This window comes from Buttiauxella sp. S19-1, from assembly GCF_022134725.1.
GTDB classification, from domain to species: domain Bacteria; phylum Pseudomonadota; class Gammaproteobacteria; order Enterobacterales; family Enterobacteriaceae; genus Buttiauxella; species Buttiauxella ferragutiae.
This window is the reverse complement of the sequence record NZ_JAHWLU010000009.1, coordinates 25,261-50,580: the sequence shown is the minus strand read 5'-3', so window position 1 is coordinate 50,580 and position 25,320 is coordinate 25,261. Positions and strand designations below refer to the sequence as shown.

At 52.4% G+C, this 25,320-nt stretch carries 17 protein-coding genes; 7 read left to right on the top strand and 10 right to left on the bottom strand.

Annotated features, from left to right (window positions below; genetic code table 11):
* Positions 1-15 precede the first annotated feature (15 nt).
* From MES37_RS03985 to MES37_RS03965, 5 genes are all read left to right on the top strand, one after another.
* Entirely contained in the window at positions 16-1,407 is a 1,392-nt protein-coding gene (locus tag MES37_RS03985) for an MFS transporter (RefSeq protein ID WP_064544403.1), read from the top strand.
* Complete coding sequence (locus MES37_RS03980) at positions 1,404-3,602, top strand: alpha-galactosidase (RefSeq protein ID WP_133522028.1); 2,199 nt, start codon at positions 1,404-1,406, stop codon at positions 3,600-3,602. Before MES37_RS03985 ends, MES37_RS03980 begins: the two co-directional genes overlap by 4 nt.
* A 102-nt stretch (positions 3,603-3,704) precedes the next feature.
* Complete coding sequence (locus tag MES37_RS03975) at positions 3,705-5,138, top strand: OprD family outer membrane porin (protein WP_370918341.1); 1,434 nt, start codon at positions 3,705-3,707, stop codon at positions 5,136-5,138.
* Positions 5,139-5,148: 10 nt separating this feature from the next.
* Positions 5,149-8,079, top strand: coding sequence for a hypothetical protein (locus MES37_RS03970; protein ID WP_237930096.1), 2,931 nt, complete (start codon positions 5,149-5,151; stop codon positions 8,077-8,079).
* Positions 8,079-8,252, top strand: a complete 174-nt coding sequence (locus tag MES37_RS03965; RefSeq protein ID WP_157092929.1) for a hypothetical protein — start codon at positions 8,079-8,081, stop codon at positions 8,250-8,252. The genes MES37_RS03970 and MES37_RS03965 overlap by 1 nt, the downstream gene beginning before the upstream one ends.
* Before the next feature lie 152 nt (positions 8,253-8,404).
* Here the strand turns inward: MES37_RS03965 and glyA are convergent, their stop codons facing one another.
* Complete coding sequence (glyA, locus tag MES37_RS03960) at positions 8,405-9,658, bottom strand: serine hydroxymethyltransferase (protein WP_121815087.1); 1,254 nt, start codon at positions 9,656-9,658, stop codon at positions 8,405-8,407.
* A gap of 346 nt (positions 9,659-10,004) precedes the next feature.
* Between glyA and hmpA the strand changes: the two genes are divergently transcribed.
* The gene (hmpA, locus tag MES37_RS03955; RefSeq protein WP_232886336.1) at positions 10,005-11,195 is read left to right on the top strand and encodes an NO-inducible flavohemoprotein; all 1,191 of its coding nucleotides are present in this window, start codon (positions 10,005-10,007) and stop codon (positions 11,193-11,195) included.
* A 105-nt stretch (positions 11,196-11,300) separates the two neighbouring features.
* On the opposite strand, the gene glnB is transcribed toward hmpA, so the two are convergent.
* The 5 genes from glnB to purL form a co-directional block, all read right to left on the bottom strand.
* A complete protein-coding gene (gene glnB, locus MES37_RS03950; RefSeq protein WP_002438074.1) occupies positions 11,301-11,639 on the bottom strand; it encodes a nitrogen regulatory protein P-II in 339 nt (112 codons plus the stop codon).
* 49 nt (positions 11,640-11,688) lie between these two features.
* Positions 11,689-13,026, bottom strand: a complete 1,338-nt coding sequence (glrR, locus tag MES37_RS03945; RefSeq protein ID WP_064544391.1) for a two-component system response regulator GlrR — start codon at positions 13,024-13,026, stop codon at positions 11,689-11,691.
* Entirely contained in the window at positions 13,023-13,691 is a 669-nt protein-coding gene (gene qseG / locus MES37_RS03940; protein ID WP_237930095.1) for a two-component system QseEF-associated lipoprotein QseG, read from the bottom strand. Before qseG ends, glrR begins: the two co-directional genes overlap by 4 nt.
* Complete coding sequence (locus tag MES37_RS03935) at positions 13,688-15,124, bottom strand: sensor histidine kinase (RefSeq protein WP_202914406.1); 1,437 nt, start codon at positions 15,122-15,124, stop codon at positions 13,688-13,690. The genes qseG and MES37_RS03935 overlap by 4 nt, the downstream gene beginning before the upstream one ends.
* 1,054 nt (positions 15,125-16,178) lie before the next feature.
* Entirely contained in the window at positions 16,179-20,066 is a 3,888-nt protein-coding gene (gene purL, locus MES37_RS03930; RefSeq protein ID WP_237930088.1) for a phosphoribosylformylglycinamidine synthase, read from the bottom strand.
* Between the two features lie 271 nt (positions 20,067-20,337).
* Between purL and mltF the strand changes: the two genes are divergently transcribed.
* Positions 20,338-21,906, top strand: a complete 1,569-nt coding sequence (mltF, locus tag MES37_RS03925; protein WP_064544383.1) for a membrane-bound lytic murein transglycosylase MltF — start codon at positions 20,338-20,340, stop codon at positions 21,904-21,906.
* Here mltF and tadA read toward each other — a convergent pair.
* From tadA to murQ, 4 genes are all read right to left on the bottom strand, one after another.
* Complete coding sequence (gene tadA / locus MES37_RS03920; protein ID WP_370090881.1) at positions 21,791-22,261, bottom strand: tRNA adenosine(34) deaminase TadA; 471 nt, start codon at positions 22,259-22,261, stop codon at positions 21,791-21,793. The two genes, mltF and tadA, sit on opposite strands and share 116 nt — an antisense overlap.
* 92 nt (positions 22,262-22,353) lie before the next feature.
* Complete coding sequence (gene yfhb / locus MES37_RS03915; RefSeq protein WP_064544381.1) at positions 22,354-22,992, bottom strand: phosphatidylglycerophosphatase C; 639 nt, start codon at positions 22,990-22,992, stop codon at positions 22,354-22,356.
* Positions 22,993-22,995: 3 nt separating this feature from the next.
* Entirely contained in the window at positions 22,996-24,363 is a 1,368-nt protein-coding gene (locus tag MES37_RS03910) for a PTS transporter subunit EIIC (protein ID WP_064544379.1), read from the bottom strand.
* A 16-nt stretch (positions 24,364-24,379) separates the two neighbouring features.
* Complete coding sequence (gene murQ / locus MES37_RS03905; RefSeq protein WP_064544600.1) at positions 24,380-25,273, bottom strand: N-acetylmuramic acid 6-phosphate etherase; 894 nt, start codon at positions 25,271-25,273, stop codon at positions 24,380-24,382.
* Positions 25,274-25,320: the final 47 nt, after the last annotated feature.

Sequence of the window (25,320 nt, the reverse complement as noted above, 5' to 3'; positions counted from 1 at the left end):
ACAGGAGTGGTTCGAATGGAATTAGCCCGTTCAAGTGAAGGTTCTGGTACTGAAAAAGATAGATATCCACGTGACAAAGTGTCCTGGACTACCGCCATTTCCTATGGCATTGGCAGTTACGGCGCAAATGTGATGTACGCGTTTATCGCTATTTACTTAATGTTGTATTACACCGATAGTTTTGGCATTAAAGCCGCTGCCGTCGGATTATTATTTTTAATCGCTCGTCTGGTTGATGGTGCAACAGATATTGCCCTTGGCATTCTGGTAGATAATACCCACACCAAAATGGGGAAATTCAGACCATGGATTCTGATTGGCAGTATTCTGGTATCGCTGACGACGGTCGCCTGTTTCTTAAGCCCAGACTTATCTGAAGCAGGAAAGCTGGCGTATGCCTACTCCACCTATATTTTGTGGAGTATTTGCTTCGCCATTATCGATATTCCCTACTGGTCATTGTCCGCCGCCATCACGCAGGACCCGACCGAGCGCAGTAAAGTCATCACTATCCCGCGCACCATTGCCACCTTTGGCTTTCTCTCTGTCAGTGCCGCAACGCTGTGGTTGGTCAAATTTGTTGGTAGTTGGGCAGGCGTGGCGGTGATTTACAGCGCTATTTTCTTAATCTGCATGTTGATTACATTCTTTGGTGTCAAAGAAAAATATTCCGTACCACGCAAAGAACGGCAAAGTTTTAAAGGATTCTGGACTTTATTAAAACAACATCGCCCGTTACGTCTGCTGCTGACCGGTATGTTTTTATTAGAAATGATTGGTGTTATTCGCGGCACCTTCCAGCTTTATTTCTTCATTTATAATTTGAATGCCGAAATGATGCTGGGTATTTTCCTCACGGTTTCAATGATTGCTCAGGTTGCTGGCGCGGTCGTCTCGCCGTTTATTTCCGCAAAAATAGGCAAGAAGAACACCGCACTATATAGCAGCGCGATTATGGCTGCCGCCTGTATGTTGCTGTTCTTTTTCCAGACCAACATCACCCTTATTTTCATCATTGGCGCACTGGCACCATTCTGTGGTGGCGTGGGGCAAATATCGCTTTATTCCATGGTGGCAGACTGTGTGGAATATGGCGAATGGCGCAGCGGCAACCGCTCCGAAGGCATGGTGTTTTCACTGAATATTTTTAAAACCAAATTGTCCGGCGCTATCGGCGGTGCCATTGGCGGATTTATGCTGTCGTGGGCGGGTTATATTCCTCACCAGGTACAGGCGGTGGAAACAGCCATGTGGATTGGCCTGTTATTTACCTTAATTCCTGGTGCGTTAACGCTGATTAGCCTGATCCCACTAGCCGGTTATGAAATTACCGAGAAACGCTTTTATGAAATTCTCGACGATATTCATCAGCGTAATACCAGCAAGCCTGAAGAGGTGAAAGTATGATTACCTGGAATGCGCAACAGCAAACATTTCACCTTCACAATCAGCAAATTAGCTATGTGATGGGGATTGAACACCAACGTTATCTGGTTCACTGCTACTGGGGCAAACGCATTGCCACGTTTAATCAGTATCACGATTACCCAAAACTTGATCGTTCGTCATTTTCACCCACGCCAGCAAACTGGCCGGACAGAACATTTTCACTCGATACCGTTTTGCAGGAGTATCCCGGCCACGGCGCAGGGGATTATCGCGAACCGGCATTTGAGGTGCGCTATGCGGATGGCAACCAGGTCAGCAATTTGCACTACCTTTCGCATCAGATAGTTGCCGGTAAACCCCGCCCTGAAGGGCTGCCAGCAACGTGGGTAGAAACGCCTGACGAAGCTGAAACGCTGGTTATCACGCTTGCCGATCCGGTGACTCATTTGCAGGTTGAGCTGAGCTATACGGTGTTTCGTGACCTCCCGGTTATTGCCCGCGCGGCGCGGCTGGTTAACAAAGGTGATAAGCCCTTACGCCTGCTGCGCGCTCTGAGTTGTGCCGTTGATTTCCCGGATGGCGAATTTGAGCAGATTCAGTTTCCCGGAGCCTGGGCGCGCGAGCGCCAGTGGCATCGCCAGCCGCTCAACCCAGGCATTAGCGTCCTGGACAGCAAACGCGGAGCCAGCAGCACGCATCAACAACCGTTTATCGGCCTGGTGCGCCCGGAAACCACCGAAATGCAAGGTGAAGCCTGGGGAATGCACCTCGTCTATAGCGGCAATTTCACCGCCCGCACCGAGGTCGATGCCTTTAAACAAACTCGCGTGTTGTTAGGTATTAACCCGCACGGATTCGGCTGGCAATTGCTACCGGGTGAAGGCTTCCAGACGCCAGAAGCGGTAATGGCCTGGAGCGATTGCGGCCTTAACGGGCTTTCGCAGGCGCTGCATCGGCTTTATCGCGATAACCTGGTGCGCGGCCAGCATCGCCATCAAACGCGCCCGATTCTGGCGAATAACTGGGAGTCCACCTACTTCGATTTTAATGAAGAAAAGCTGCTGCACTTTGCCCACAACGCAAAACAGCTTGGCGTGGAACTGCTCATGCTTGACGACGGCTGGTTTGGCGAGCGAAACGGCGATACCTCATCGCTCGGCGACTGGTTTGTCAATCAGCAAAAATTCCCTCTCGGCCTGCGCCCGTTAATCGACCAGGTGCACGCAATGGAGATGAAGTTTGGCCTGTGGTTTGAGCCAGAAATGATTTCCCGCCGCAGTGAGCTGTTTGCGTTACATCCTGACTGGGTACTTAGCGCAGGCGAGCAGCCCCTTTCCGAGGGCCGTAACCAGTACATTCTCGATTTAGGTCGCCCGGAAGTGCGCAACAATATTCTTGAGCAAATGAGCACCTTCCTCGAGCAGCATCCTGTTGATTACATTAAATGGGATATGAACCGCAATATGACCGAAGTGGGGTCGCACACGGCCAGCCCCGAGCGCCAACAGGAAACGGCGCACCGCTACATACTTGGGCTGTACGCACTACTCGAGGCTCTCACCACGCGCTTCCCGCATATTCTTTTTGAGTGCTGTGCGGGCGGCGGTGGGCGTTTCGACCCGGGGATGTTGCATTACATGGCGCAAGCCTGGGTGAGCGATAACACCGACGCCGCTTCACGCGTGCATATTCAGTATTCCACCAGCCTGCTCTACCCGCCGATTGTGCAATGCGCACATGTATCGGAAGTCCCCAATCACCAAATGGGGCGATCCACCAGCATGGAGATGCGGGGCGCAGTGGCAATGAGCGGCAACTATGGGCTGATGCTGGATTTGATGCGCAGCGATACCGAGCGCGACAAAGCGGTGAGCGAACAAATTGCTTTTTATAAGCAGCATCGCGAACTGTTGCAGTTCGGCACTTTCTGGCGGCTGGTTAGCCCGTGGCAGAACCCGGACTTTGCCGCGTGGATGTTTGTCTCGCCGGATAAAAGCGAGGCATTGCTGATGGCATTTTCTCTGGTCAGCGAGGCTTCTGCGCCATTACGTAAAGTGCGCCTTGCCGGGCTGGATGCGCAGGCTACTTATCAGGTAGACGACCAGCCGCGGCCTATTGGCGGGGATGAGCTGATGTATCGGGGGATTTATATCGATCCGCCACTTAGCCGCGACTACACCAGCCGTATCTGGCACCTGAAACGCCTGCCATAGCTTTTTAGGGGGCTTATCGCCCCATTCCTTACTTATTCTAAACCCTAAATAATTCGAGTTGCAGCCAACACCCCTGCGACTCGAAGTATGACGGGTATATTCATGGAAGGATTCCCTATGCGTGACATATCCTTACGGCCCCTGTTTGCCGCAATACTGGCAACAACCCCCACCCTGATGATATCGGCCCCCGTCCAGGCCGAAGGTTTCGTGGACGACTCTCATTTAACCGGCGGCATTTATTACTCGCAGCGTTACCGTGACAAACGCGATATGACCGTGGGCAGCCCGGATTACGGCCATTACGTCGAAGACCTTCACCACGCGACCTTTAACGCTAATCTCGATTTTGTTTCAGGTTATGCCGGGGGTTTTATTGGCCTTGATGTCGCCGGGTTTGCCGCCGTCAACCTCGCCACCGGCAATGCCGCACACCCCAATGAAATCAGTTTAAGTTCGGCAAACCAGCGTTGGGATGAAGACTGGTCCGGGGACAAAGGCGGTTTCAATCTCTACAAAGCCGCGCTGAAATTAAAACATGACGATTACTGGATGCGAGCCGGTTACATCCAGCCCTCCGGCCAAACGCTGCTTGCCGTGCACTGGGGATTTGTTCCCGGTGCGTATCAGGGCGCTGAAATGGGCGGTAGCTGGGACTTCGGTCAGTACGGCGCGCTTTCCAGCTCTTATTTCTGGTCTGATAAATACAAAGCGCCGTGGTACACCGAAATGTATGAATTCCGCGGCGCGGATAACACCACCAAAATCGATTATGTTCATGCCCTCGGTATACGCTACGACTTTAAAAATAAGCTGGTGCTGGAAACCTCCTGGGCGCAGGCCGCTGATTTTATGGATCAGTACATGACCAAGCTTTCATACAGCTTCCCTGTCGCGGGCAACGATCTGCGCCTGAGTTATCAGTTTTACGGCGCCAGAGATCAGGTCGGTGACAATTCCGTTGCCGCCTACGGCTCGGTCAATGACGAATACGAAGGGCTGGCCTGGCTGCAAGGCATCACGCTCGGCTACACACTCGACACGCTGGATTTCCGTCTGGAGGCGCAAACCGTCAAGGCCGAAGGAAATCAGGGTTTCTTCCTGCAACGTATTACCCCGGCTTACGCCAGCTCCAACGGGCGGCTGGATATTTGGTGGGATGCGGCTTCTGACTTCGACGCCAACGGTGAAACCTCCGTTTTCGCGGGCGTGACGTATGACCTGAAAAATTACGAACTTCCCGGCTGGGCGGTTGGCGCAGGCTATGTCTACGGCTGGGGCGGCAAGCCCTGCACGACGTGTACCGTCAACGACGAACTGGCTGACCAGAGCCAACGCATCGACGAATCGGCCTGGACGTTCAATATTGCCCACGTCGTGCAAACGGGTCGCCTGAAAGGCACGTTGTTCAATCTCCATTACATCAATTACGACAACCACGGCAGCAACCCAAACTACAGCGGTGGCTACAACAACATGTTTCAGGATGAAATTGATATCAAATTCAATGTCATTGCACCGTTTTCTATCTTTTAAGGTGTGAAAAATGATCAACAAAATAGGCTTCACTCTGGCATGCCTGATCACATTCAACGCCGCCCACGCCGCCGAGTTTTCTCAGCAGGGGCAGCAGGTTACGGTGCGCCACGGCGAGTATAAATTGCATTACGATCTTAACCGGGGAACGGGGGATTTGCTGTGGGGCAATGTCCCCGTGATCAAAACATTTCGTAGTACGGCACAATTAAGCCAGGCAAGTCTGGACAGTGCCAAAGCGGTAGGCCGCACCGCGCTTTGGCAGAAAGTAAAAGACCCGGCTCGCGGTGAAGGTGAAACACTTACCTTGAACAACCGCTTTGCCGACGGCACCACTCTGACGGTGCGTTTTTGGTTTTTTAACGATAAACGCTGGCTGCTCAGCGACATGCAGGTATCGGCACAAAAAAATCTGCACGTGACAAAACTTACGCCCATCAGCGCCTCGTTTGCCGATATTGGAGAAGGCGGAGATAAACGAATTTACACCACGCCCTACTCCAATAATTTCGACTTTGGCGTAGCGGCGGTAAATCATTTTGGCCTGAGCCAGAACGGAACGGATCGCTTTGCCAACCCTGATGAACCGATGGTGAAGTTCAACGGTGTCAGCCATTGGGTCACCGCGCTATTCGACAATACCAACCACCACGGTTTAGTCGCCGGGGCTGCAAGCGTGCAGAAATGGAAAAGTAGCCAGCTTTTGGGGGAAGCACAGCAGGCGAATGGCGCGCTCAGCGAATTCGCACTTTATAACTGGGGCGGAACCCAAAGTGGCAAACAGGTTAGCTCGGATCTGTTTTTTATCGGCTACTTCAACGACTACCGCGACGGGCTGGAAAGCTACGGCAAAGCTTACAACCAGGGTGAACCCCGCCTCAACTGGCAGGGTGCGGTGCCCGTTGGATTTAACGCGTTTTACTCGCACGATAGCTACGGTAAAGCGCGGGATATGTATGACATCACCGATTATGTTGCTAAAAATCTCAAACCGTTGGGGTACGAGTACATCAATATGGACGGTGGTTTTCAGCCTGATGGCTATCCCGAGGGAATGAAAACCTTCACCGACTATGTGCATAAGAAGGGGCTGAAAGCGGGCGGCTATTTGACGCCCTTTGCCATCTATGAAAACTGGCTGGATCTGCCGGTAGACGACACGGGTTATAGCCATCGCGACGCCTGCCTGCATGATGAAAAAGGGCAACTGGTGAAAACCTATCTGGGCAGTTACGCGCTGGATATGTCACACCCGGCGGCGCAGTACATTGTGCGGCGTAATATCAAAAATTATCTCGCATGGGGGTATGACTACATCAAGCTCGATTTCCTGGATATGGGTTTGTATGAAGGGAAACACCACAACCCGGCGGTAAACGGCATTCAGAACTACCGCATCGGCATGAAGATTATGCGTGACGAAGTACTGGCAAGTGGCCGCCCGGTATTCCTGAATGCATCCATTGCGCCACTGCTGCCCGCCGCGTTTACTCACGGCCGCCGCGCTGCCTGCGATACTTCGCTGGGCGTTGCAAACTACAGTGGTATCGAACGCCAGGCCTTTAACAGCGCAGCCTCCTGGTGGAGCAACGGCACGCTATACGATTATAACGATGCCGATATGTTCCTGCCGGAGTACATCATTCAGGGTAATAACCGCTACGGCCAGTTAGCCGCACTGCGCCTTGCCACCACGGTAGCCCTCGGCGGCGGCCACTGGCTGGTTGGCGATAATCTGCCGTTTGTCGATGAAGACCGCAGTGCATGGCTGGAAAATAAAGCCTTACTGAAGGTTGCCGCCGATGGCAGTGCCGCACGGCCAGTTTCCATGAATAATTTCTACCACGCGGGCGAACATAGCCCAGCGATGCTGGTGCGAAAAGACGATAAAGGCGGCGTGTATGTTGGGCTAACCAACTGGCAGAGCAAACCGCAAACCTTGCAACTCACGCCTGCATCACTGGGGCTTAAAGCAGGCAGCAAGTGGCAGATAACCGAACTTTATAGCGGGCAAAGCTGGCAGCAAAAACTCGGCGTTGTGAGCTACCCGCTGGCGGGAGGGGCTGCCGCGCTGCTCCACTTCAGTAAACAATCTGGCGTGACGATTCCGGTGCCTGATAACCTCGCGCAGGGCAAAACGATTACCGCAGGAATAAACAGCTATGAACTGGATTTGGGCAAGCTGACGCAATTTAACCAGATAGTGGTTAAAGAGCCTGCACCGTTTGCGATACGCAATTATGCGCTGGCTTATCAGGAAGGCGGCGCATGGCACACGTTAACGCGTGGCTTTATCCTCGGTGATAAGCGTACCTTTTCGTTCCCGGAGATGAGCGCTCGTCGTCTGCGAGTTCAGTTTGAAAACCACGAAGGGAACCTTAACGCGCCTGAAATTGAGGTTTATCAGCACACCACGGCAGTCCCCGCCATGCACATCGTGCAGGAAAGTATTGCGCCGGGCAGCGAACGGACAGACATGCAGGGCGAGCAGCAATTGATGCAGACCTTCACCCTGCAACAGCCCGATCTGCCAAAGCTCGATTTTTGGTTGTTTGAACGCTACGTGGATGCGGTGCCAGGAGATAACTTCCGGATTCAGATTGTCTTGCTCGATAGCAAAGGTAACCCGGCACAAACGCTGTTTTCGGCAGCCCTGCCACCGTTTAATCTGCCGTCCAGCCCGGCGGTTTACTCCCTCTGGCCGCGTCTGACGGGGTTGGATATCCATAAACGCTATGCGCTGATTTTCAGCTCACAGGGATCAACCTCTCAACCTACGGGAAAAAACAGTTACAGCCTCTGGGTAAGCACAAATAATCCCTACGCCAGCGGAGAACTTCGCCATTCTGTGGACAACGGAAAAACCTGGCAGACTGCTACCAACCAGGATTTGTTATTTGCCCTTTATAGCCGCGCGCCTTTCAAATCAGGAGTGAAGTGATGTTCAAAGCAGGAGTCATACTTTGCGGGATATTATTAAGCGGATGTGCCGCCCAGACCGTTAACACGCCACCGCCGATGTCGCCAATGGACGAGTGTAACCAGGCAACAAAAAATGGCGATACCGTGACTATTGCTGAGAAATGTTCGGCAATTACGCGCGATCGGCAGTAACGCTAAAAACAACAAAGCCCACATGATGTGGGCTTTCAGATTGCTGACAAAGGGTGATAAATGTGTTTTGTAGGGTGGATAAGCGTTAGCGTCATCCACCAGTTGTGTCGGATGACGCTGCGCTTATCCGACCTACTCTTACAAGTCTGGGATTATGCGTAAACAGGCAAACGTGCGCAGATATCCAGAACTTTTTGCTTAGTACGCTCGATAACCGCTTCGTCGTTGATGCTATCCAGCACATCACACATCCAGCCAGCCAGTTCACGAACGTCAGCTTCAGTGAAGCCACGACGAGTCACCGCAGGGGTACCGATACGGATACCGGAAGTCACAAACGGGCTCTTCGGATCGTTTGGTACGCTGTTCTTGTTGACGGTGATGTTCGCACGACCCAATGCAGCATCGGCTTCTTTACCGGTCAGGTTTTTATCAACCAAGTCCAGCAGGAACAGGTGGTTGTCAGTACCGCCAGACACCACTTTGTAGCCACGCTCCAGGAACACAGCAACCATCGCTTTCGCATTTTTGGCCACTTGTTGCTGGTAAGTTTTGAACTCTGGCTCCATCGCTTCTTTCAGTGCGACAGCTTTACCCGCGATGACGTGCATCAGTGGGCCGCCCTGCGCGCCTGGGAATACTGCAGAGTTCAGTTTCTTGTACAGCTCTTCGCTGCCGCCTTTAGCGAGGATCAAACCACCGCGTGGGCCTGCCAGCGTTTTGTGCGTAGTGGTAGTCACAACGTGAGCATGTGGAACCGGGTTCGGGTAAACGCCTGCGGCAATCAGACCCGCAACGTGTGCCATATCAACGAACAGTTTCGCGTCAACCATGTCGGCGATTTCACGCATTTTTGCCCAGTCAACCACACCAGAATAAGCAGAGAAACCACCGATGATCATTTTCGGTTTGTGTTCTTTGGCTTGCTTTTCCAGGTCTGCGTAGTCGATATGACCGGATTCATCGATGCCGTAAGGAACGATGTTGTACAGCTTACCGGAGAAGTTTACCGGGGAGCCGTGAGTCAGGTGGCCGCCGTGTGCCAGGTTCATACCCAGAACGGTGTCGCCTGGTTCCAGCAGCGTGGTGTAGACCGCGAAGTTAGCCTGTGAACCGGAGTGCGGTTGCACGTTAGCGTAATCAGCGCCGAACAGCTCTTTTGCACGGTCGATAGCCAATTGCTCAACCACGTCAACATATTCGCAACCGCCGTAGTAGCGTTTGCCTGGGTAACCTTCAGCGTATTTGTTGGTTAACTGAGAACCCTGAGCCTGCATCACGCGCGGGCTGGTGTAGTTTTCGGAGGCGATCAGTTCAATGTGCTCTTCCTGACGTACTTTTTCTTGCTCCATAGCCTGCCACAGTTGGGCATCATAATCGGCAATGTTCATTTCACGCTTTAACATCCGCATCTCCTAAACTCAGCTAACAGTAAAAATTTACAGCAACGAGGGTGCCCTTTTGGGCGACGGGCAACAGTGTAAACCGAAACAGTGCTGGGTGATAGGCCTTGACAGAGGTTTTTACGCAAACGATTGGCTTGGCGTCCTGCAAGGGTTTGAAGGGGAAAGTGGCAAGCTATTTCAGCGGATATTAATTCATCATCAACATGCATAAATTTCACGTTCTGTGAGCCGAATCGACTCAGTCAGTATCCATTTACAATGTAGTGCTTTTTTTTTAGCGGAGAGTTTTATAAGATGCATTTTAAATGCACTATTAAATTTTAATGTCAGAAAATGGAGCTATACCATGCTTGATGCCCAGACTATCGCTGTTGTGAAATCCACCATTCCCCTGCTTGCAGCAACCGGCCCAAAACTTACCGCACACTTTTACGATCGTATGTTCAGCCATAACCCTGAGCTAAAAGAGATCTTCAATATGAGTAACCAGCGCAATGGCGATCAGCGTGAAGCGCTGTTTAATGCCATCTGTGCTTATGCGACGAATATTGAAAATCTGGCGGTGTTACTGCCTGCGGTAGAAAAAATCGCCCAGAAGCACACCAGTTTCCAGATTAAACCTGAGCAGTACGACATCGTCGGCGGCCACCTGTTAGCAACGCTGGATGAGCTGTTCAGCCCAGGCCAGGAAGTGCTGGATGCGTGGGGCAAGGCGTATGGCGTGCTGGCGGGTGTGTTTATCAACCGTGAAGCGGAAATCTACCAGGATAACGCGGCGAAAAATGGCGGCTGGGAAGGCACGCGTGCTTTCCGCATTGTGGCAAAAGAGCCGCAAAGCCAGCTTATCACCAGTTTTGAATTTGCACCCGTGGATGGCAAACCGGTCGCGGATTATCAGCCTGGCCAATACCTCGGCGTGTGGCTGAAACCAGAAGGGTTCCCGCATCAGGAAATTCGCCAGTATTCACTGACCCGCAAGCCAGATGGTAAAAGCTATCGCATTGCGGTGAAACGTGAAGACCAGGGCCAGGTTTCAAGCTGGCTGCACAATTACGCACAAGTAGGCGATGAACTGCATCTTGCCGCTCCGGCGGGTGATTTCTTTATGAACGTCAACGCACAAACTCCAGTGACGTTGATTTCCGCAGGCGTCGGCCAGACCCCGATGCTGGCGATGCTGGATACGCTGGCGAAAAATGCCCATCACGCCCCCGTAAACTGGTTCCACGCCGCAGAGCATGGCGACGTGCATGCGTTTGCCGACGAAGTGAATGTGCTGGGTGCGCAGTTGCCACGTTTTGATAGCCACGTGTGGTACCGCACACCGAGCGCGGACTGCCGTGCACAGTCAAAATTCGATAGCGAAGGCTTGATGGATTTGGTTGCACTGGAGAGCAAAATCAATACGCCGGATATGCAGTTTTACCTATGCGGCCCGGTGAGCTTTATGCGTTTTGCAGCGGAGCAGTTAGTGAAGTTGGGCGTTGAGCAGAGCCGAATTAACTATGAGTGTTTTGGCCCGCATAAGGTGATGTGATTTTTCAGCCGAAAACATGCCCTCCCCCTAGCCCTCTCCCACTGGAGAGGGGATTTTCTTTCCCCCTCGCCCCTTTGGGGAGAGGGCCGGGGTGAGGGGTAAAAATTAAATCGCGGCGTCGTCTTCTTCCCCAGTACGGATACGCACCACGCGCGCCACGTCAAAGACAAAGATTTTACCATCGCCGATTTTACCGGTTTGCGCGGTACGAATAATGGTGTCCACGCAGGTATCGACGATATCGTCGGTCACGACAATTTCAATTTTCACTTTCGGCAGGAAATCCACCATGTACTCAGCGCCACGGTACAGTTCGGTATGCCCTTTCTGACGACCAAAACCTTTTACTTCTGTTACCGTCATGCCGGTGATGCCAACTTCTGCCAGCGCTTCGCGCACGTCATCCAGTTTGAACGGTTTAATAATCGCATCAATTTTTTTCATAATTCTCTCTGTCATCCCGCACTTCGTCGATTGCTCAAACTACCACAGACTACTCTTTAAAGTCATTGGCATCGAGTTCATGCCGTGAGAGTAGTTTGTAGAATTCTGTCCGGTTACGCCCCGCGATGCGTGCCGCTTGAGTGACATTTCCCTTGGTCATTTGCAGCAATTTGCGCAGGTAATTCAGCTCAAACTGATTACGTGCTTCGACAAAAGTCGGCAGTGCGGTGTTTTCCCCTTCCAGCGCCTGTTGAACCAACGCTTCGCTGATAACCGGAGCGGAAGTCAGGGCCACGCACTGTTCAATCACGTTGACTAACTGGCGCACGTTACCCGGCCAGCTTGCTGCCATCAGGCGTTTCATGGCGTCGGTCGAGAAACTACGCACGAAAGGTTTATGGCGATCGGCTGATTGCCGTAACAGGTGATTTGCCAGCAACGGCACATCTTCGGCGCGTTCATGCAGTGCCGGGATCTTGAGACTCACCACATTCAGGCGATAGAACAAGTCTTCACGAAACTCGCCGCGCTCCATCGCTTTGGGTAAATCACGGTGAGTTGCCGACAGGATACGTACGTCGATATCGAGGTCGCGATTACTGCCCAATGGGCGCACTTTGCGTTCCTGCAACACACGTAACAATTTAACCTGTAACGGAATCGGCATATCGCCAATCTCATCAAGAAACAATGTCCCGCCTTCTGCGGCCTGGAACAGCCCTTCTCTGCTGCTGACTGCGCCGGTGAATGCGCCGCGTGAATGGCCGAACAGTTCAGATTCCAGCAATTGTTCCGGCAACGCGCCACAGTTAATGGCGATAAAGGCCTTTTTGCTGCGTGGGCTGGCGTTATGAATCGCCTGGGCGAGAATTTCTTTACCAGTACCGCTTTGCCCGTTAATCAGCACGCTAACATCAGACTGCGCGACCATGCGTGCTTGTTCCAGTAAACGCTGCATGACTGGGTTGCGGGTGACGATTGTATCGCGCCACATTTCATCTCCGGCGATGTGCGAGTGCGACAACGCATCGTCGATGGCTTTGTAGAGCGCGTCTTTATCAACGGGTTTGGTCAGGAAGCTAAAAACACCCTGCTGTGTGGCGGCAACCGCGTCAGGAATAGAGCCGTGGGCGGTCAAAATAATGACCGGCATCCCTGGCTGCACTTTCTGGATTTCGGCAAATAATGCCATCCCATCCATTTCATCCATTCGCAGATCGCTGATAACCAGGTCGATTTTTTCTCGACCCAACAGACGCAACCCCTCAGCACCACTTTCCGCGGTTGAGACGGTGTAACCTTCGCTGGTCAGACGCATGCCAAGAAGTTTTAGCAGACCAGGATCGTCATCAACCAACAGCAATCTGGCGGGTTTACGCTGTGTCATGGTTTCGCCTCCTGCGCGGGTTTGGTGTTGTCCGGTAGTTCGGCAACAGCCGGTTTACGGTTCGAAAGCTGGCGTTCAATATCCGTAAGGTTTTCCAGTTTCCGGGTGGTCAAACTTAACTGGCTTCTGAGCCGTTGCTGCTGCTCACGCAGCGTATCGAGTTCATTGTCTGAACTTTGCTGCAATTTGCTATAGCGCGAGCGTTCGTCAGAAAGCGCCAGTAGAGAAGCCTGGCCATCACGCCAGACCTGGAACAACGAACGCACTTGCGCCGGGACATCAGCGGCCATGGCATCCAACTTCGTCATGTAACGACGACGCTCAGTTGGGGAAATTTTGGCGTTAGAGAGCAAAATGCCGCGCTTGAAGGTGTCACGCCAGTTATCGGCCGGCCAGCGACGGGCTTCCGCTCGTGCTTCTGCGGGCGCTAAACGTTCAGAGCAATCCATCGCACGCAGCCAGTACAGCGGGTTGCTCATGGAATCCTGGCTCTGGTTTTGCCAGATATCATCACAATTCGTCGACAGGTAATCAGCCAGTTGTTGTTCTGGTTCTTCAACGTGTGGCGGGTGTTTAACATCTTTCGGTGCTGTGTTTTGTACACAACTCGCCAGCAACAAAGGCAGTAGCAATGCTGACAGCGGACTAAAAATCGTCACTTTCATTTTTTATTTTTCTCGGGAAATACAGGTAACTCGATCCGGAAGCAAACATCTGCCGTTTCATCGTCAATCAGGTGCAATTCGCCACGCATGCGACGAATACAATCCAGGGCAATACTCAGACCCAGACCGCTACCTTTTACCGCACCTTTACGCTGGTGGCTTCCCTGATAAAAAGGTACAAAAATCATCTCTCGCTCTGCAGCCGGAATGGGGTCGCCGGTATTCGCGACATCAATCAGTAGCATGTTTCCGACCTGCGAGCTTCGCAGATAAATGGTACCGGATTCAGACCCATAGTGCACCGCATTGGAATAGAGATTATCCAGCACACTGGCTAACAACATGGGTTCAGCGAGGCAAGCCTGCGGGCTAAAGTGGCACTCGGTACGCATCATTTTAGCCCGTGCTGGCAAACTGTGAGCGGCGATAATCACATCCATCAGCGGTTTGATCTCAACTTTTTCAAGTTCGACCGGAACATCCGCTAGTTTGCGGTTGTAATCCAGTAATTGCTCAATCAATTTTTGTAAGTGACGGCTACTATTATCGAGAATTTCTACCACTTCTTTTTGGTCGTTAGTCAGTGGCCCGACGACCTGGTCGGCAAGCAGTTCGGTGCCTTCACGCATACTGGCGAGTGGCGTTTTTAGTTCATGGGAAATATGGCGCAAAAATTCATGGCGCTGGGATTCGAGCCACGACAAGCGCTCGCTTAACCAGACAATCCGCTGCCCGACAGAACGCAGTTCGCGCGGCCCGCCTTTAAACAATACCGTATTGCCCAGTGAATGCCCTTCGCCAAGCAAATTAATCATCCGCTCAATCCCTTTTACCGGACCGATAATCATGCGCGTAAAGATCATTACCAACGCGAAACTCAACAGGAATAAAACCAGCGCCTGCCAGCCAAAGAATTGCCCGCGCTCGGCGATTTCTTGCTGAAGTTGTTGCCCACGGGAAAAGACCACCGCGCGTGTGGCTTGTACCATTTCGGCATTTTTGGTGGCGAAGGTTTCAAGGTGTGCAGAAGCGGCGACATCTGGCCCGCTATTTTTACATTGTATTTCGGCAAGATCGTTTAGCGACTGGCGTAGAGCGCTATAAAGTTGATTGTCCGGTAAAACCCCTTGATGGGCTTCTAGCATTTGCGCATAACGCTTACGCTGCCCTTGATAAAGCGTGGCAAGCGTGGCGTCATCCAGCACACAGTACTGCCGGTAGCTACGTTCCATTTCCAGCGCCACGTTCGTCATAGCCTGGCTACGACGGGCATCCACCAGCGTAGTGCGGTTGGTGAGTGCCGCTTGATCGCTAAGTGCATTGAGGCTTTGCCAGGCTTGCCATGCCAGAACCAGCAGCGGCACCAACACCAACAAAAAAGCCATCATCACAAGCTGGCGTAAAGAGCGCGGGAAAAAATGCCACTGGTTCAATAGCTTCATCTCATTGGGATTGTGAATAATTCGATGCTAGCTGGGAATGGGGGGAGTTTAAAGTTCAGAAATGACAAAGGCAGAGAATAATCTCTGCCTTTGTTCTGAAATCAGGCGGTGCCTTACTCAACGTTTCGCCCGGAGCATGATAAAGCAGCACGAAGCTGGCAATAATCAAAAGTCGGACGGCAGGCACCTTGTGTGCGTCATTCTATGGTTTATGTAGCACTACCCTTGCGGGGGCTGACATAAGAAGGTGAATGAGCCACTGCGCAGTATTATGCAGTATGTGTGCCACATTTGCTACAAAATAGACAACTAAATGTTTTTATTATGTTTATTTGCAGTAATGCTTGTTTATGAATTTGTTTGTTTTTTGCACATAGTGTCGCTAATTTGCAACAATATTATTAATGAAAAATTAAACCACTTTAAATCAATAAGATAAATGTCTCCTTTAGGAGACATTCAGGGTGAGGTAGTGTCGGGGATTGGGGACATATTTGTTTGCCCTTACCCCGGCCCTCTCACACGGGAGCTGTCTCTTATACATACACAACTTACCCTGGCAATTTTGTCAGGGTAAGATCTGTTAGCCTCGCAGGTATTCCGTTCACCCGTGCGTTCAGCTATCTCTTTAATTCCTGAAAACGGTGAACGTATCAAGGTGTTAACGCCAACACCTTGATAATCCAGGCGCCCGGCAAATCAATCGCCGCTAAAGCGGTAAACACCGTTTTTTACCCTTCATTCGGGGTCGTTCGCGATTCGTTCCCGACGATCGCTCTCTCACGAGGTTCCCGACCACGTGCCCCCGACTGAAGGGCGAAAAACGGTGCGATTGAAGCCGGGAACAAGGTCAAAACCGGCCTGGTTTTTGACTTTGACCTTGAATTTCTGGTCCGGCTTAAATCGCCTCCATTTTGACTCCAGGTGGCAGGGTCCAGCCGTCGGGAGCGGCCCTCAAAGATGTGACTAAGAGACAGCCCCCAGGAGAGGGGGAAAGTCAAAGTCCCTTCTCCCTCAGGGAGAAGGTCAGGATGAGGGTGGTTAATTAACCCAGTTGCTTACGCGCATTGCGGAAAATACGCATCCACGGGCTATCTTCGCCCCACTCAGCAGGGTGCCAGGAGTTGCTAACGGTACGGAACACGCGCTCCGGGTGCGGCATCATAATCGTGACGCGCCCGCTTTCGTTGGTGACCGCCGTGATGCCGTTTGGTGAACCGTTCGGGTTCGCCGGGTAGTTTTGTGTCACTTTGCCGAAGTTGTCGATAAAGCGCAGCGCCACCAGACCTTTGCTTTCGAGTGCCGCGAGATGTGCCGTATCGCGTACTTCAACATGCCCTTCACCGTGAGAAACCGCGATTGGCATGTGCGAGCCCACCATGCCTTGCAGCAGCAACGACGGGCTAGAAGTGACTTCCACCAGGCTGAAGCGCGCTTCAAAGCGGTCTGAATGGTTGCGCACAAAACGCGGCCACAGTTCGCTGCCCGGAATCAGTTCACGCAGGTTCGACATCATCTGGCAGCCGTTACACACGCCCAACGCCAGGGTTTGTGGACGGTGGAAGAAGGTTTCGAACTCATCACGCACGCGGGAGTTAAACAGAATGGACTTCGCCCAACCTTCACCTGCGCCCAGTACGTCGCCGTAAGAGAAGCCACCACAAGCTACCAGCGCCTGGAAATCTTCCAGACCGCGACGGCCTGCCAGCAAGTCACTCATATGCACGTCGATGGCATCAAAGCCCGCACGATGGAAGGCCGCAGCCATTTCAACGTGTGAGTTAACGCCCTGCTCGCGCAACACGGCTACTTTCGGGCGCGCACCCGTCGCGATAAACGGTGCTGCGATATCTTCTTTGATATCGAAGCTCAATTTAACGTTCAGGCCAGGATCGTTGTCATTAGCTTTCGCTTCATGTTCCTGATCGGCACACTCTGGGTTGTCGCGCAGACGCTGCATCTGCCAGGTGGTTTCTGCCCACCACATGCGAAGCGTTGTACGGCTTTCGCTAAATACCGCGTGGCCGTCAGCTGACAGTGTAAAACGGTCACCCGCCACGGCTTTACCGAGGAAGTGGACACAATCAGCCAGGCCATGCTCTGCCAGGGTTTTCTCAACCGCATCACGGTCAGCAGCTTTAACCTGAATCACTGCGCCCAACTCTTCGTTGAACAGTGCTGCCAGATGGTCTTTACCGAGGGTTGCGATGTCAGCTTCCACGCCGCAGTGACCCGCGAAGGCCATTTCGGCCAGTGTCACCAGCAGGCCGCCGTCAGAACGGTCGTGGTAGGCCAGCAATTTCTGCTCGGCAACCAACGCCTGAATCGCGTTAAAGAAGCCTTTCAGTTGTTCAGCACTGCGCACGTCCGCAGGTTTGTTGCCCAGTTGACGGTAAACCTGAGACAGCGCGGTAGCGCCCAATGCGTTGTGGCCTGCGCCTAAATCAATAAGCAATAAGGCATTATCTTCAGTTTGCAGTTGTGGCGTCACGGTACGACGAACATCTTCCACACGGGCAAATGCAGTAATAACCAGCGACAGCGGAGAAGTCATCTCACGCTGTTCGTTACCTTCCTGCCAGCGGGTTTTCATCGACATGGAGTCTTTGCCCACCGGAATAGTCAGGCCGAGCGTTGGGCAAAGTTCTTCACCCACGGCTTTCACGGCTTCGTAAAGACCGGCGTCTTCACCAGGGTGACCGGCTGCGGACATCCAGTTTGCAGAGAGCTTAATTCGGTTCAGCGCGCCAATTTGCGTCGCCGCAATGTTAGTCAGTGCTTCACCAACCGCCAGGCGACCTGATGCCGCAAAGTCCAGCAATGCAACTGGTGCGCGTTCGCCAAGAGACATCGCTTCACCGTAGTAGCTATCGAGGCTTGCAGTGGTGACCGCACAGTTAGCGACCGGAATCTGCCACGGCCCAACCATCTGGTCGCGAGCAACCATACCGGTTACCGAACGGTCACCAATGGTGACCAGGAAGGTTTTTTCTGCCACGGTCGGCAAGTGCAGCACGCGATTGACCGCATCAGCAATGGTGATATTGCGGCAATCCAGCGCATCACCTGTTGCTTTCAGGGTTTCAACGTTACGTTCCATTTTTGGCGTTTTACCAAGCAGAACGTCCAGCGGCATATCAATCGGCTGGTTGTCGAAATGGCTATCGTTGAGTGTCAGATGTTTTTCTTCGGTGGCTTCACCAATGACGGCGTACGGCGCGCGTTCGCGGCGGCACAGTTCGTCAAACAGCGGCAACTGGTCTGGAGCAACCGCCAGGACATAACGTTCCTGGGATTCGTTACACCATACTTCCAGCGGGCTCATGCCCGGCTCGTCGTTCAGAATGTCACGTAGTTCGAAACGCCCACCACGCCCACCATCGCTCACCAGTTCTGGCATTGCGTTGGAGAGGCCACCCGCGCCGACATCATGAATAAACAGGATTGGGTTGGCATCGCCCAACTGCCAGCAACGGTCAATAACTTCCTGGCAACGACGTTCCATTTCTGGGTTGTCGCGCTGTACGGATGCAAAATCCAGATCCGCGTCAGACTGACCTGAAGCCATAGAAGAAGCAGCACCGCCACCCAAACCGATGTTCATAGATGGGCCACCGAGCACGATAAGTTTCGCACCAACGGTGATTTCGCCCTTCTGAACGTGGTCAGCACGAATGTTGCCAATACCGCCCGCCAGCATAATTGGCTTGTGGTAACCGCGCAGTTCTACGCCGTTGTGGCTGTTGACTTGCTCTTCGTAAGTACGGAAGTAGCCCGTCAGCGCCGGACGACCAAATTCGTTGTTAAATGCCGCACCGCCCAATGGGCCGTCGGTCATAATATCCAGCGCCGTTACGATACGGTCTGGCTTGCCAAAATCTTCTTCCCACGGCTGTTCAAAGCCAGGAATACGCAAGTTGGAAACCGAGAAACCGACCAGACCGGCTTTAGGTTTAGCACCACGGCCTGTCGCACCTTCATCACGGATTTCGCCACCGGAACCGGTCGCCGCACCCGGCCATGGGGAAATAGCAGTTGGGTGGTTGTGGGTTTCGACTTTCATCAGGATGTGCGCATCTTCCTGGTGGTAGTCATAGCGGCCCGCTTCATGATCGGCAAAGAAACGCCCGACGACCGAACCTTCCATCACTGCGGCGTTATCTTTATAAGCCGATAACACGTAGTCCGGGGTTTTCTCAAAGGTATTTTTAATCATTTTAAACAGCGATTTAGGCTGTTCTACGCCGTCAATAATCCAGTCGGCGTTGAAAATTTTGTGGCGGCAATGTTCGGAGTTAGCCTGCGCGAACATATACAGCTCGATATCGTTCGGGTTGCGCCCCAGTTTGCTGAACGCATCCTGCAAATAATCGATTTCGTCTTCTGCCAGTGCCAGACCCAGACGGATGTTAGCTTCAACCAGCGCTTCGCGACCTTGCGTTAACAGATCAACACTTTGCACTGGAGCAGGCTGATGTTGAGAGAACAGTTGCTGGGCATCATTGAGCGAGTCAAACACGCTTTCCATCATGCGGTCATGCAGTAGTGCGGCAACTTGCTGGCGCTGTGCATCTGTCAGCGAGCTACCAGACACGTAATAAGCCACACCGCGTTCCAGACGCTTAACTTTGGCTAAATCGCAGTTATGGGCAATATCAGTCGCTTTAGAGGACCAGGGTGAGATGGTACCAGGACGCGGCGTGACCAGAATCAGGTGGCCGGTCGGGGCATGGTCGGCAAGGGTTGGACCATATTTCAACAACCGTTGCAGACGGGTTTGCTCATCAGCGCTCAGCGGCGCGTCAAGATCGGCAAAGTGAACATACTCGGCATAAATGTCGCTGACCGGAAGGTTGGCGTCATTAAAGCGGGCCAGTAATTTGTTAATACGAAATGCCGATAAAGCGGGCGAACCACGCAGAATTTCCATCATCAAAGATCTCTCGTCTTCGAAACGCCAGGGGGACGCTTCAGTGGGCGCAAGGGGAAAACGGGCGCCATTATAGAGAATCCGCGGCCTTGACGAAACCGTTTGCGTATAAATAAACGGATTAGTTTTCAGTGGCGAGAATTTAGCCATAAATGTTGAATAAGTTGCACAGTGGCGTTTTGTTAAGCAAAATGCGCCACACCTTATTGTATAACCTCCATTTTTGATGCTCTGTTGTTAGCGAAAACTCGACGCCTCGTTGCAGATTAAATACTTGAAAAGATTTAAGATTAATTATCTGCTTATCGGTGCCGTAACCGTGTTGCTGGCAGTGGCGCTCTGGCCCTCCATTCCCTGGTTCGGACAAGCCGAAAACCGCATCGCCGCCATTCAAGCGCGGGGGGTTTTGCGCGTCAGTACTATTGAGTCACCGCTGACCTACACCCTTTATCAGGGTAAAAAAATTGGCCTCGATTATGAGCTGGCGGAACAGTTTGCCAGGTATCTGGACGTGAAGCTGGAAGTGACTGTTCGCCCAAATATTCAGGAACTGTTTGACGACATTGATAGTGGCCGGGCCGATATTATCGCAGCGGGTCTGGTGTATGACACACAACGTAGCCAGCATTACCAGGCGGGGCCGGCATATTATTCCGTTTCCCAGCAGATGGTTTATCGCATGGGTAGCCAACGCCCAAAGACGTTGGCGAGCATCAAAGAAAACCAGCTGGTGCTGTCACCTGGTGTCACATCGCTGGGCGCATTGAACAAACTTAAACAACAGAAATATCCGGATTTAAGCTGGCGCATTGATAATCAGCTCAGCAGTACAGAGCTGATGCAGCAAGTCGTGGATGGGAAGATTGCATTTACCATTGCCGATTCCGTGGCCATCAGCACCTTCCAGCGCGTTCATCCACAGTTGGCTGTCGCACTGGATATCACCGACGAGCAGCCGGTGACGTGGTTTAGCGCATTAGATAGCGACGACAGCCTTTCCGCTGCCCTGCTCGACTTTTATAACCGTCTCAATAGCGACGATACCTTTGCGCGCCTCGAAGAAAAATATCTCGGCCATGTTGGCGATTTTGATTATGTCGATACCCGCACCTTCCTCAAAGCGGTAGATTCCGTGCTGCCAGAGCTACAGCCACTCTTTGAAAAACATGCCACCGAAATAGACTGGCGTTTGCTGGCTGCCATCTCTTATCAGGAATCACATTGGGATAACCAGGCGACCTCGCCAACCGGTGTGCGTGGGTTGATGATGCTGACCAAAAATACCGCACAAAGCCTTGGAGTGACTGACCGGTTAGATCCAGAGCAAAGTATTGAAGGAGGAAGCCGTTATCTGAGAGATATGATGACGAAAGTCCCTGACAGTGTGCCAAAGGATGAACAAATTTGGTTTGCGCTGACCGCCTATAACATGGGATACGCTCATATGCTGGATGCCCGTCAACTGACGGCGAAGCAAAAAGGTAATCCGGACAGCTGGGCGGACGTCAAAATGCGCCTGCCGCTACTTAGCCAAAAACAGTACTACTCGAAAACAAAGTATGGTTATGCCCGTGGTCATGAGGCGTATGCCTATGTGGAGAATATCCGCAAATATTACATTAGCCTGGTGGGATATTTGCTCGAAAAAGAGAAACTGATAGCGCAAACGGAAAAACAAGAAGAAGAAAATGCACTACAAGATCCCGTCGCTGACGCTGAAGATCAGGCTACTCCGCACTTCGGGCCTTTTCCTTTAGGGCCTTTTTCTCAAGGCGACGAGCGCGAAAAAAATCGCTCAACATTGCCGAACACTCTGCTGCCATTACGCCCTCAGTCACATTAACCTGGTGATTCATACCAGGGTGGCCCAGCACATCCATTAGCGATCCAATCGCGCCAGTTTTGGCATCACGCGCGCCAAAGACTAAATGACCGATGCGGCCATGAACCATCGCGCCTGCACACATGACGCAAGGCTCGAGGGTGACGTAAAGTGTGGTTTCCAGCAGGCGATAATTTTGCAATACCAACCCACCCTGGCGCAGTGCCATAATTTCCGCATGCGCTGTCGGATCGTGTCTACCAATCGGTCGGTTCCAGCCTTCGCCAATCACCTGGTTGTTATGCACCAGCACCGCACCAACCGGAACTTCACCTTCTTCCCACGCACGACGTGCAAGGGTCAGCGCATGACGCATCCAGTGTTCGTGGGTAAATTCACTTTCTGACAAGGGACTCTCCGGGCTAGCTTAGGGCGGCGCATTATACACAGTCGTTACAAGAGACGGAATTATTCGAGTTGCTGGAGATTACCCTGCGGTGTAACCCTCCAGCGGTGCTGGCAGAAAAAGAGTAGCGGGTTGTCTTGATTGCTGTCGCTGTAACCACTGTAGAGTTGCAGTGGCGTGCCGATTTGTTGTTCCAGCTGTGACACTTTTTCATGCCCGAGGCAACGCAATGTGAGTACCCACCCACCGTGGGAGCGCTTGATTTGGCTGGCGATAAGCTTCACTTTTGGCAGCCACGGCGTATCGAAATAAACCTGCTGCACCAGCGGTTGTGGGGAGCCGGTGATAAGCCAGACATCAGCATCTGAACTGGTCAGGTAATCGGTCAGGCGCTGTTGTACTACGGGGAATGCAGTCACGCGCTCACGGAACCACGTCACGAAATTCGTTTCCAGTTGCTTGAGGCGCGTTTCGCTGTGACCGAAGGTTGCGCCCCACAACAACAGGCTCATTGGCCAGCGAGCGGCGCGCCCCTTAAACAATAACGCGCCACCGATCACCGGCAGAAGCGGAATGACAAGTAACAGATTGAGGGGCTGATGGCGCAGCAAGTAGCGCAAGAAGCTGCCGAACATATCCTGCTGATGCAGCGTGCCATCTAAATCGAAAAAAACTACCCGACGCTCACTCTGAGTTGCCAAACGTTACTCCTCTGGATCATTAAAGCCCATAAACCATGTAAATAAGAACCCGGCGATAACCGCTATCAGAAAGCCTAACAGATAGAACATCACTTTTCCGGCAACAATGGTTAATGCCAGCGGTAAACCTGAAATTCCGAAGGTGATGACAGTCGCCACTTTCCAGTAACTGATGAGCGCCCCACCCACCGCGCCGCCTAAACAGGCGCCGATAAATGGTTTACCCAACGGCAACGTTACCCCGAAAATCAACGGTTCACCGATACCCAGCAACCCAACGGGTAATGCGCCTTTAATCAGTTTTTTCAGGCGTTGGTTACGCGTTTTCAGCAATACCGCCAGTGCCGCCCCGACCTGCCCGACACCGGCCATCGCCAGAATGGGCAGCAAAGCGTTTTGGCCGTGTGTCTGGATAAGCTCAACATGAATCGGCACCAGTCCCTGATGTAACCCCGACAAGACTAGCGGCAGGAAGACGCCAGAAAGTATTGCACCGACCACCAGTCCACCTTTATCAATTGCCAGGGTCGCACCGTGGGCAATCGCATCAGAAATCAGGCCACCCAGCGGTTGTAACGCCACAATCGCAATCGATGCAGTAATTAAGGTGGTCAGCAGTGGGTTGAGGATCAGCTCAATTGAACCTGGCAATAACTTGCGTAACCGTTTTTCAATCCAGCACATCAGCGCCACCACCAGCAACACCGCGATAACCCCGCCGCGCCCCGGTTGCAGGTTTTCGCCAAACAGGTGGATTTGCGCCAGTTGCGGGCTGGAAAGAATCCCGGCCATCACGCCGCCCATCGCCATTGAGCCGCCGAATACTTTAGCGGCATTTACGCCCACCAGAATATTCATGATAGCAAACACGGCACTACCGAAGATGGCAAGTAAGCCGAGAATGTTCGGATACTGCGTGGCAAGGTCACCCACAATATCCGGGCGTTTGAGGATATTAATAATCCCGGTGATAAGCCCTGAAGCAATAAAAGCAGGAATCAATGGAATAAAGACGTTGGCCAGTTTACGCAGCGCTTCGCTCATCGGAGCCTGATAACGCGCTTTCGCCTGAGCTTTATTCTGCGCAATATCGTCTTCTGCTAAGAGCGTTTGACCATTGCTTTGCAACAGTTCACGCATGGCATCGACTACCTGAGCTGCACGACCCGGCCCAACAATAAGCTGATGCTGCGTTCCTTGTTTCACATAGCCGCTAACTCCCGGCAGTTTCTTCAGACGGGCAATATCAAGCTGGTTATCGTCATGTACTTCGACGCGTACGCGTGTCATACAGTTTTCCAGACGGGCGATATTTGCCTGCCCACCGATTCCAAGCAATATTTCACTGGCAAGAGTTGCTGTCATATCCATGATTCAGTGCCTGCTTTTAGTTTTTCAGTGCTGGGCGAAGATAACCATTGCTGTCTGCCAGACGCGTGTAAGCCGTCTGCGCATCCACACCAGTGAGTATCATTAGAATGGCGGGCTTCACTTCGTAATCTGTTTGTTTGAGCGCATTTTCAGCATCAATACGAGCGGCTCCGGTCGCTTCCATGACAATACGACACGCCCGATCCACAAGCTTAATATTGGTGGCTTTCATATCGACCATCAGGTTCTGGTAAACCTTACCCAGTTTCACCATCGCGCCAGTGGAAACCATATTCAGCACCAGTTTTTGCGCAGTGCCTGATTTCAGACGCGTGGAACCCGTCAGGGCTTCCGGGCCGACGACCGGAGAAATGGCAATTTCAGCTTCCAGTGCAATGGCAGAACCTGGATTACAGGAAATCGCTGCGGTACGACAGCCAAGATTGCGCGCATAACGCAGGCCACCAATCACATACGGCGTGCGGCCTGACGCAGCAAGCCCAACCACCATGTCGTTGGCGGTTAGCTCCAGGGCTTTCAGGTCGTCCTCGCCCAATTGCTGGTTGTCTTCAGCACCTTCGACGGCTTTCAGTAATGCGCCAGGGCCACCGGCGATTAAACCAATCACCAGACCGTGTGGCACGCCAAAAGTCGGCGGGCATTCTGAGGCGTCCAGCACACCTAACCGTCCGCTAGTTCCCGCGCCCATATAAATCAAACGGCCACCCGCCTGAAGCGACACAGCGGCAGCATCAACGGCTTTGGCAACTTCGGGCAGTGTTTTCTCAACAGCCTCGGCCACCAGGGCATCCTGTTGATTAAAGCGCTGGACCATTTCAAGTGTAGAGAGACAATCGAGATCCATGGTTTGTGGATTACGAGTTTCAGAAACGAGTGAGCCGAGATTCATCATGTGCCTTTGAATATTTAATTCCTTAAAGTTTCTACATGATGGAA

Bases quoted from the DNA above. Each gene is read 5' to 3' on its own strand.
- murQ (WP_064544600.1), bottom strand. From the start codon at position 25,273: ATGAATCTCGGCTCACTCGTTTCTGAAACTCGTAATCCACAAACCATG.
- qseG (WP_237930095.1), bottom strand. From the start codon at position 13,691: ATGAAAGTGACGATTTTTAGTCCGCTGTCAGCATTGCTACTGCCTTTG.
- glyA (WP_121815087.1), bottom strand. From the start codon at position 9,658: ATGTTAAAGCGTGAAATGAACATTGCCGATTATGATGCCCAACTGTGG.
- purL (WP_237930088.1), bottom strand. From the start codon at position 20,066: ATGATGGAAATTCTGCGTGGTTCGCCCGCTTTATCGGCATTTCGTATT.
- MES37_RS03975 (WP_370918341.1), top strand. From the start codon at position 3,705: ATGGAAGGATTCCCTATGCGTGACATATCCTTACGGCCCCTGTTTGCC.
- MES37_RS03985 (WP_064544403.1), top strand. From the start codon at position 16: ATGGAATTAGCCCGTTCAAGTGAAGGTTCTGGTACTGAAAAAGATAGA.
- MES37_RS03910 (WP_064544379.1), bottom strand. From the start codon at position 24,363: ATGGATATGACAGCAACTCTTGCCAGTGAAATATTGCTTGGAATCGGT.
- MES37_RS03970 (WP_237930096.1), top strand. From the start codon at position 5,149: ATGATCAACAAAATAGGCTTCACTCTGGCATGCCTGATCACATTCAAC.
- hmpA (WP_232886336.1), top strand. From the start codon at position 10,005: ATGCTTGATGCCCAGACTATCGCTGTTGTGAAATCCACCATTCCCCTG.
- glnB (WP_002438074.1), bottom strand. From the start codon at position 11,639: ATGAAAAAAATTGATGCGATTATTAAACCGTTCAAACTGGATGACGTG.
- tadA (WP_370090881.1), bottom strand. From the start codon at position 22,261: ATGCGTCATGCGCTGACCCTTGCACGTCGTGCGTGGGAAGAAGGTGAA.
- MES37_RS03965 (WP_157092929.1), top strand. From the start codon at position 8,079: ATGTTCAAAGCAGGAGTCATACTTTGCGGGATATTATTAAGCGGATGT.
- glrR (WP_064544391.1), bottom strand. From the start codon at position 13,026: ATGACACAGCGTAAACCCGCCAGATTGCTGTTGGTTGATGACGATCCT.
- MES37_RS03980 (WP_133522028.1), top strand. From the start codon at position 1,404: ATGATTACCTGGAATGCGCAACAGCAAACATTTCACCTTCACAATCAG.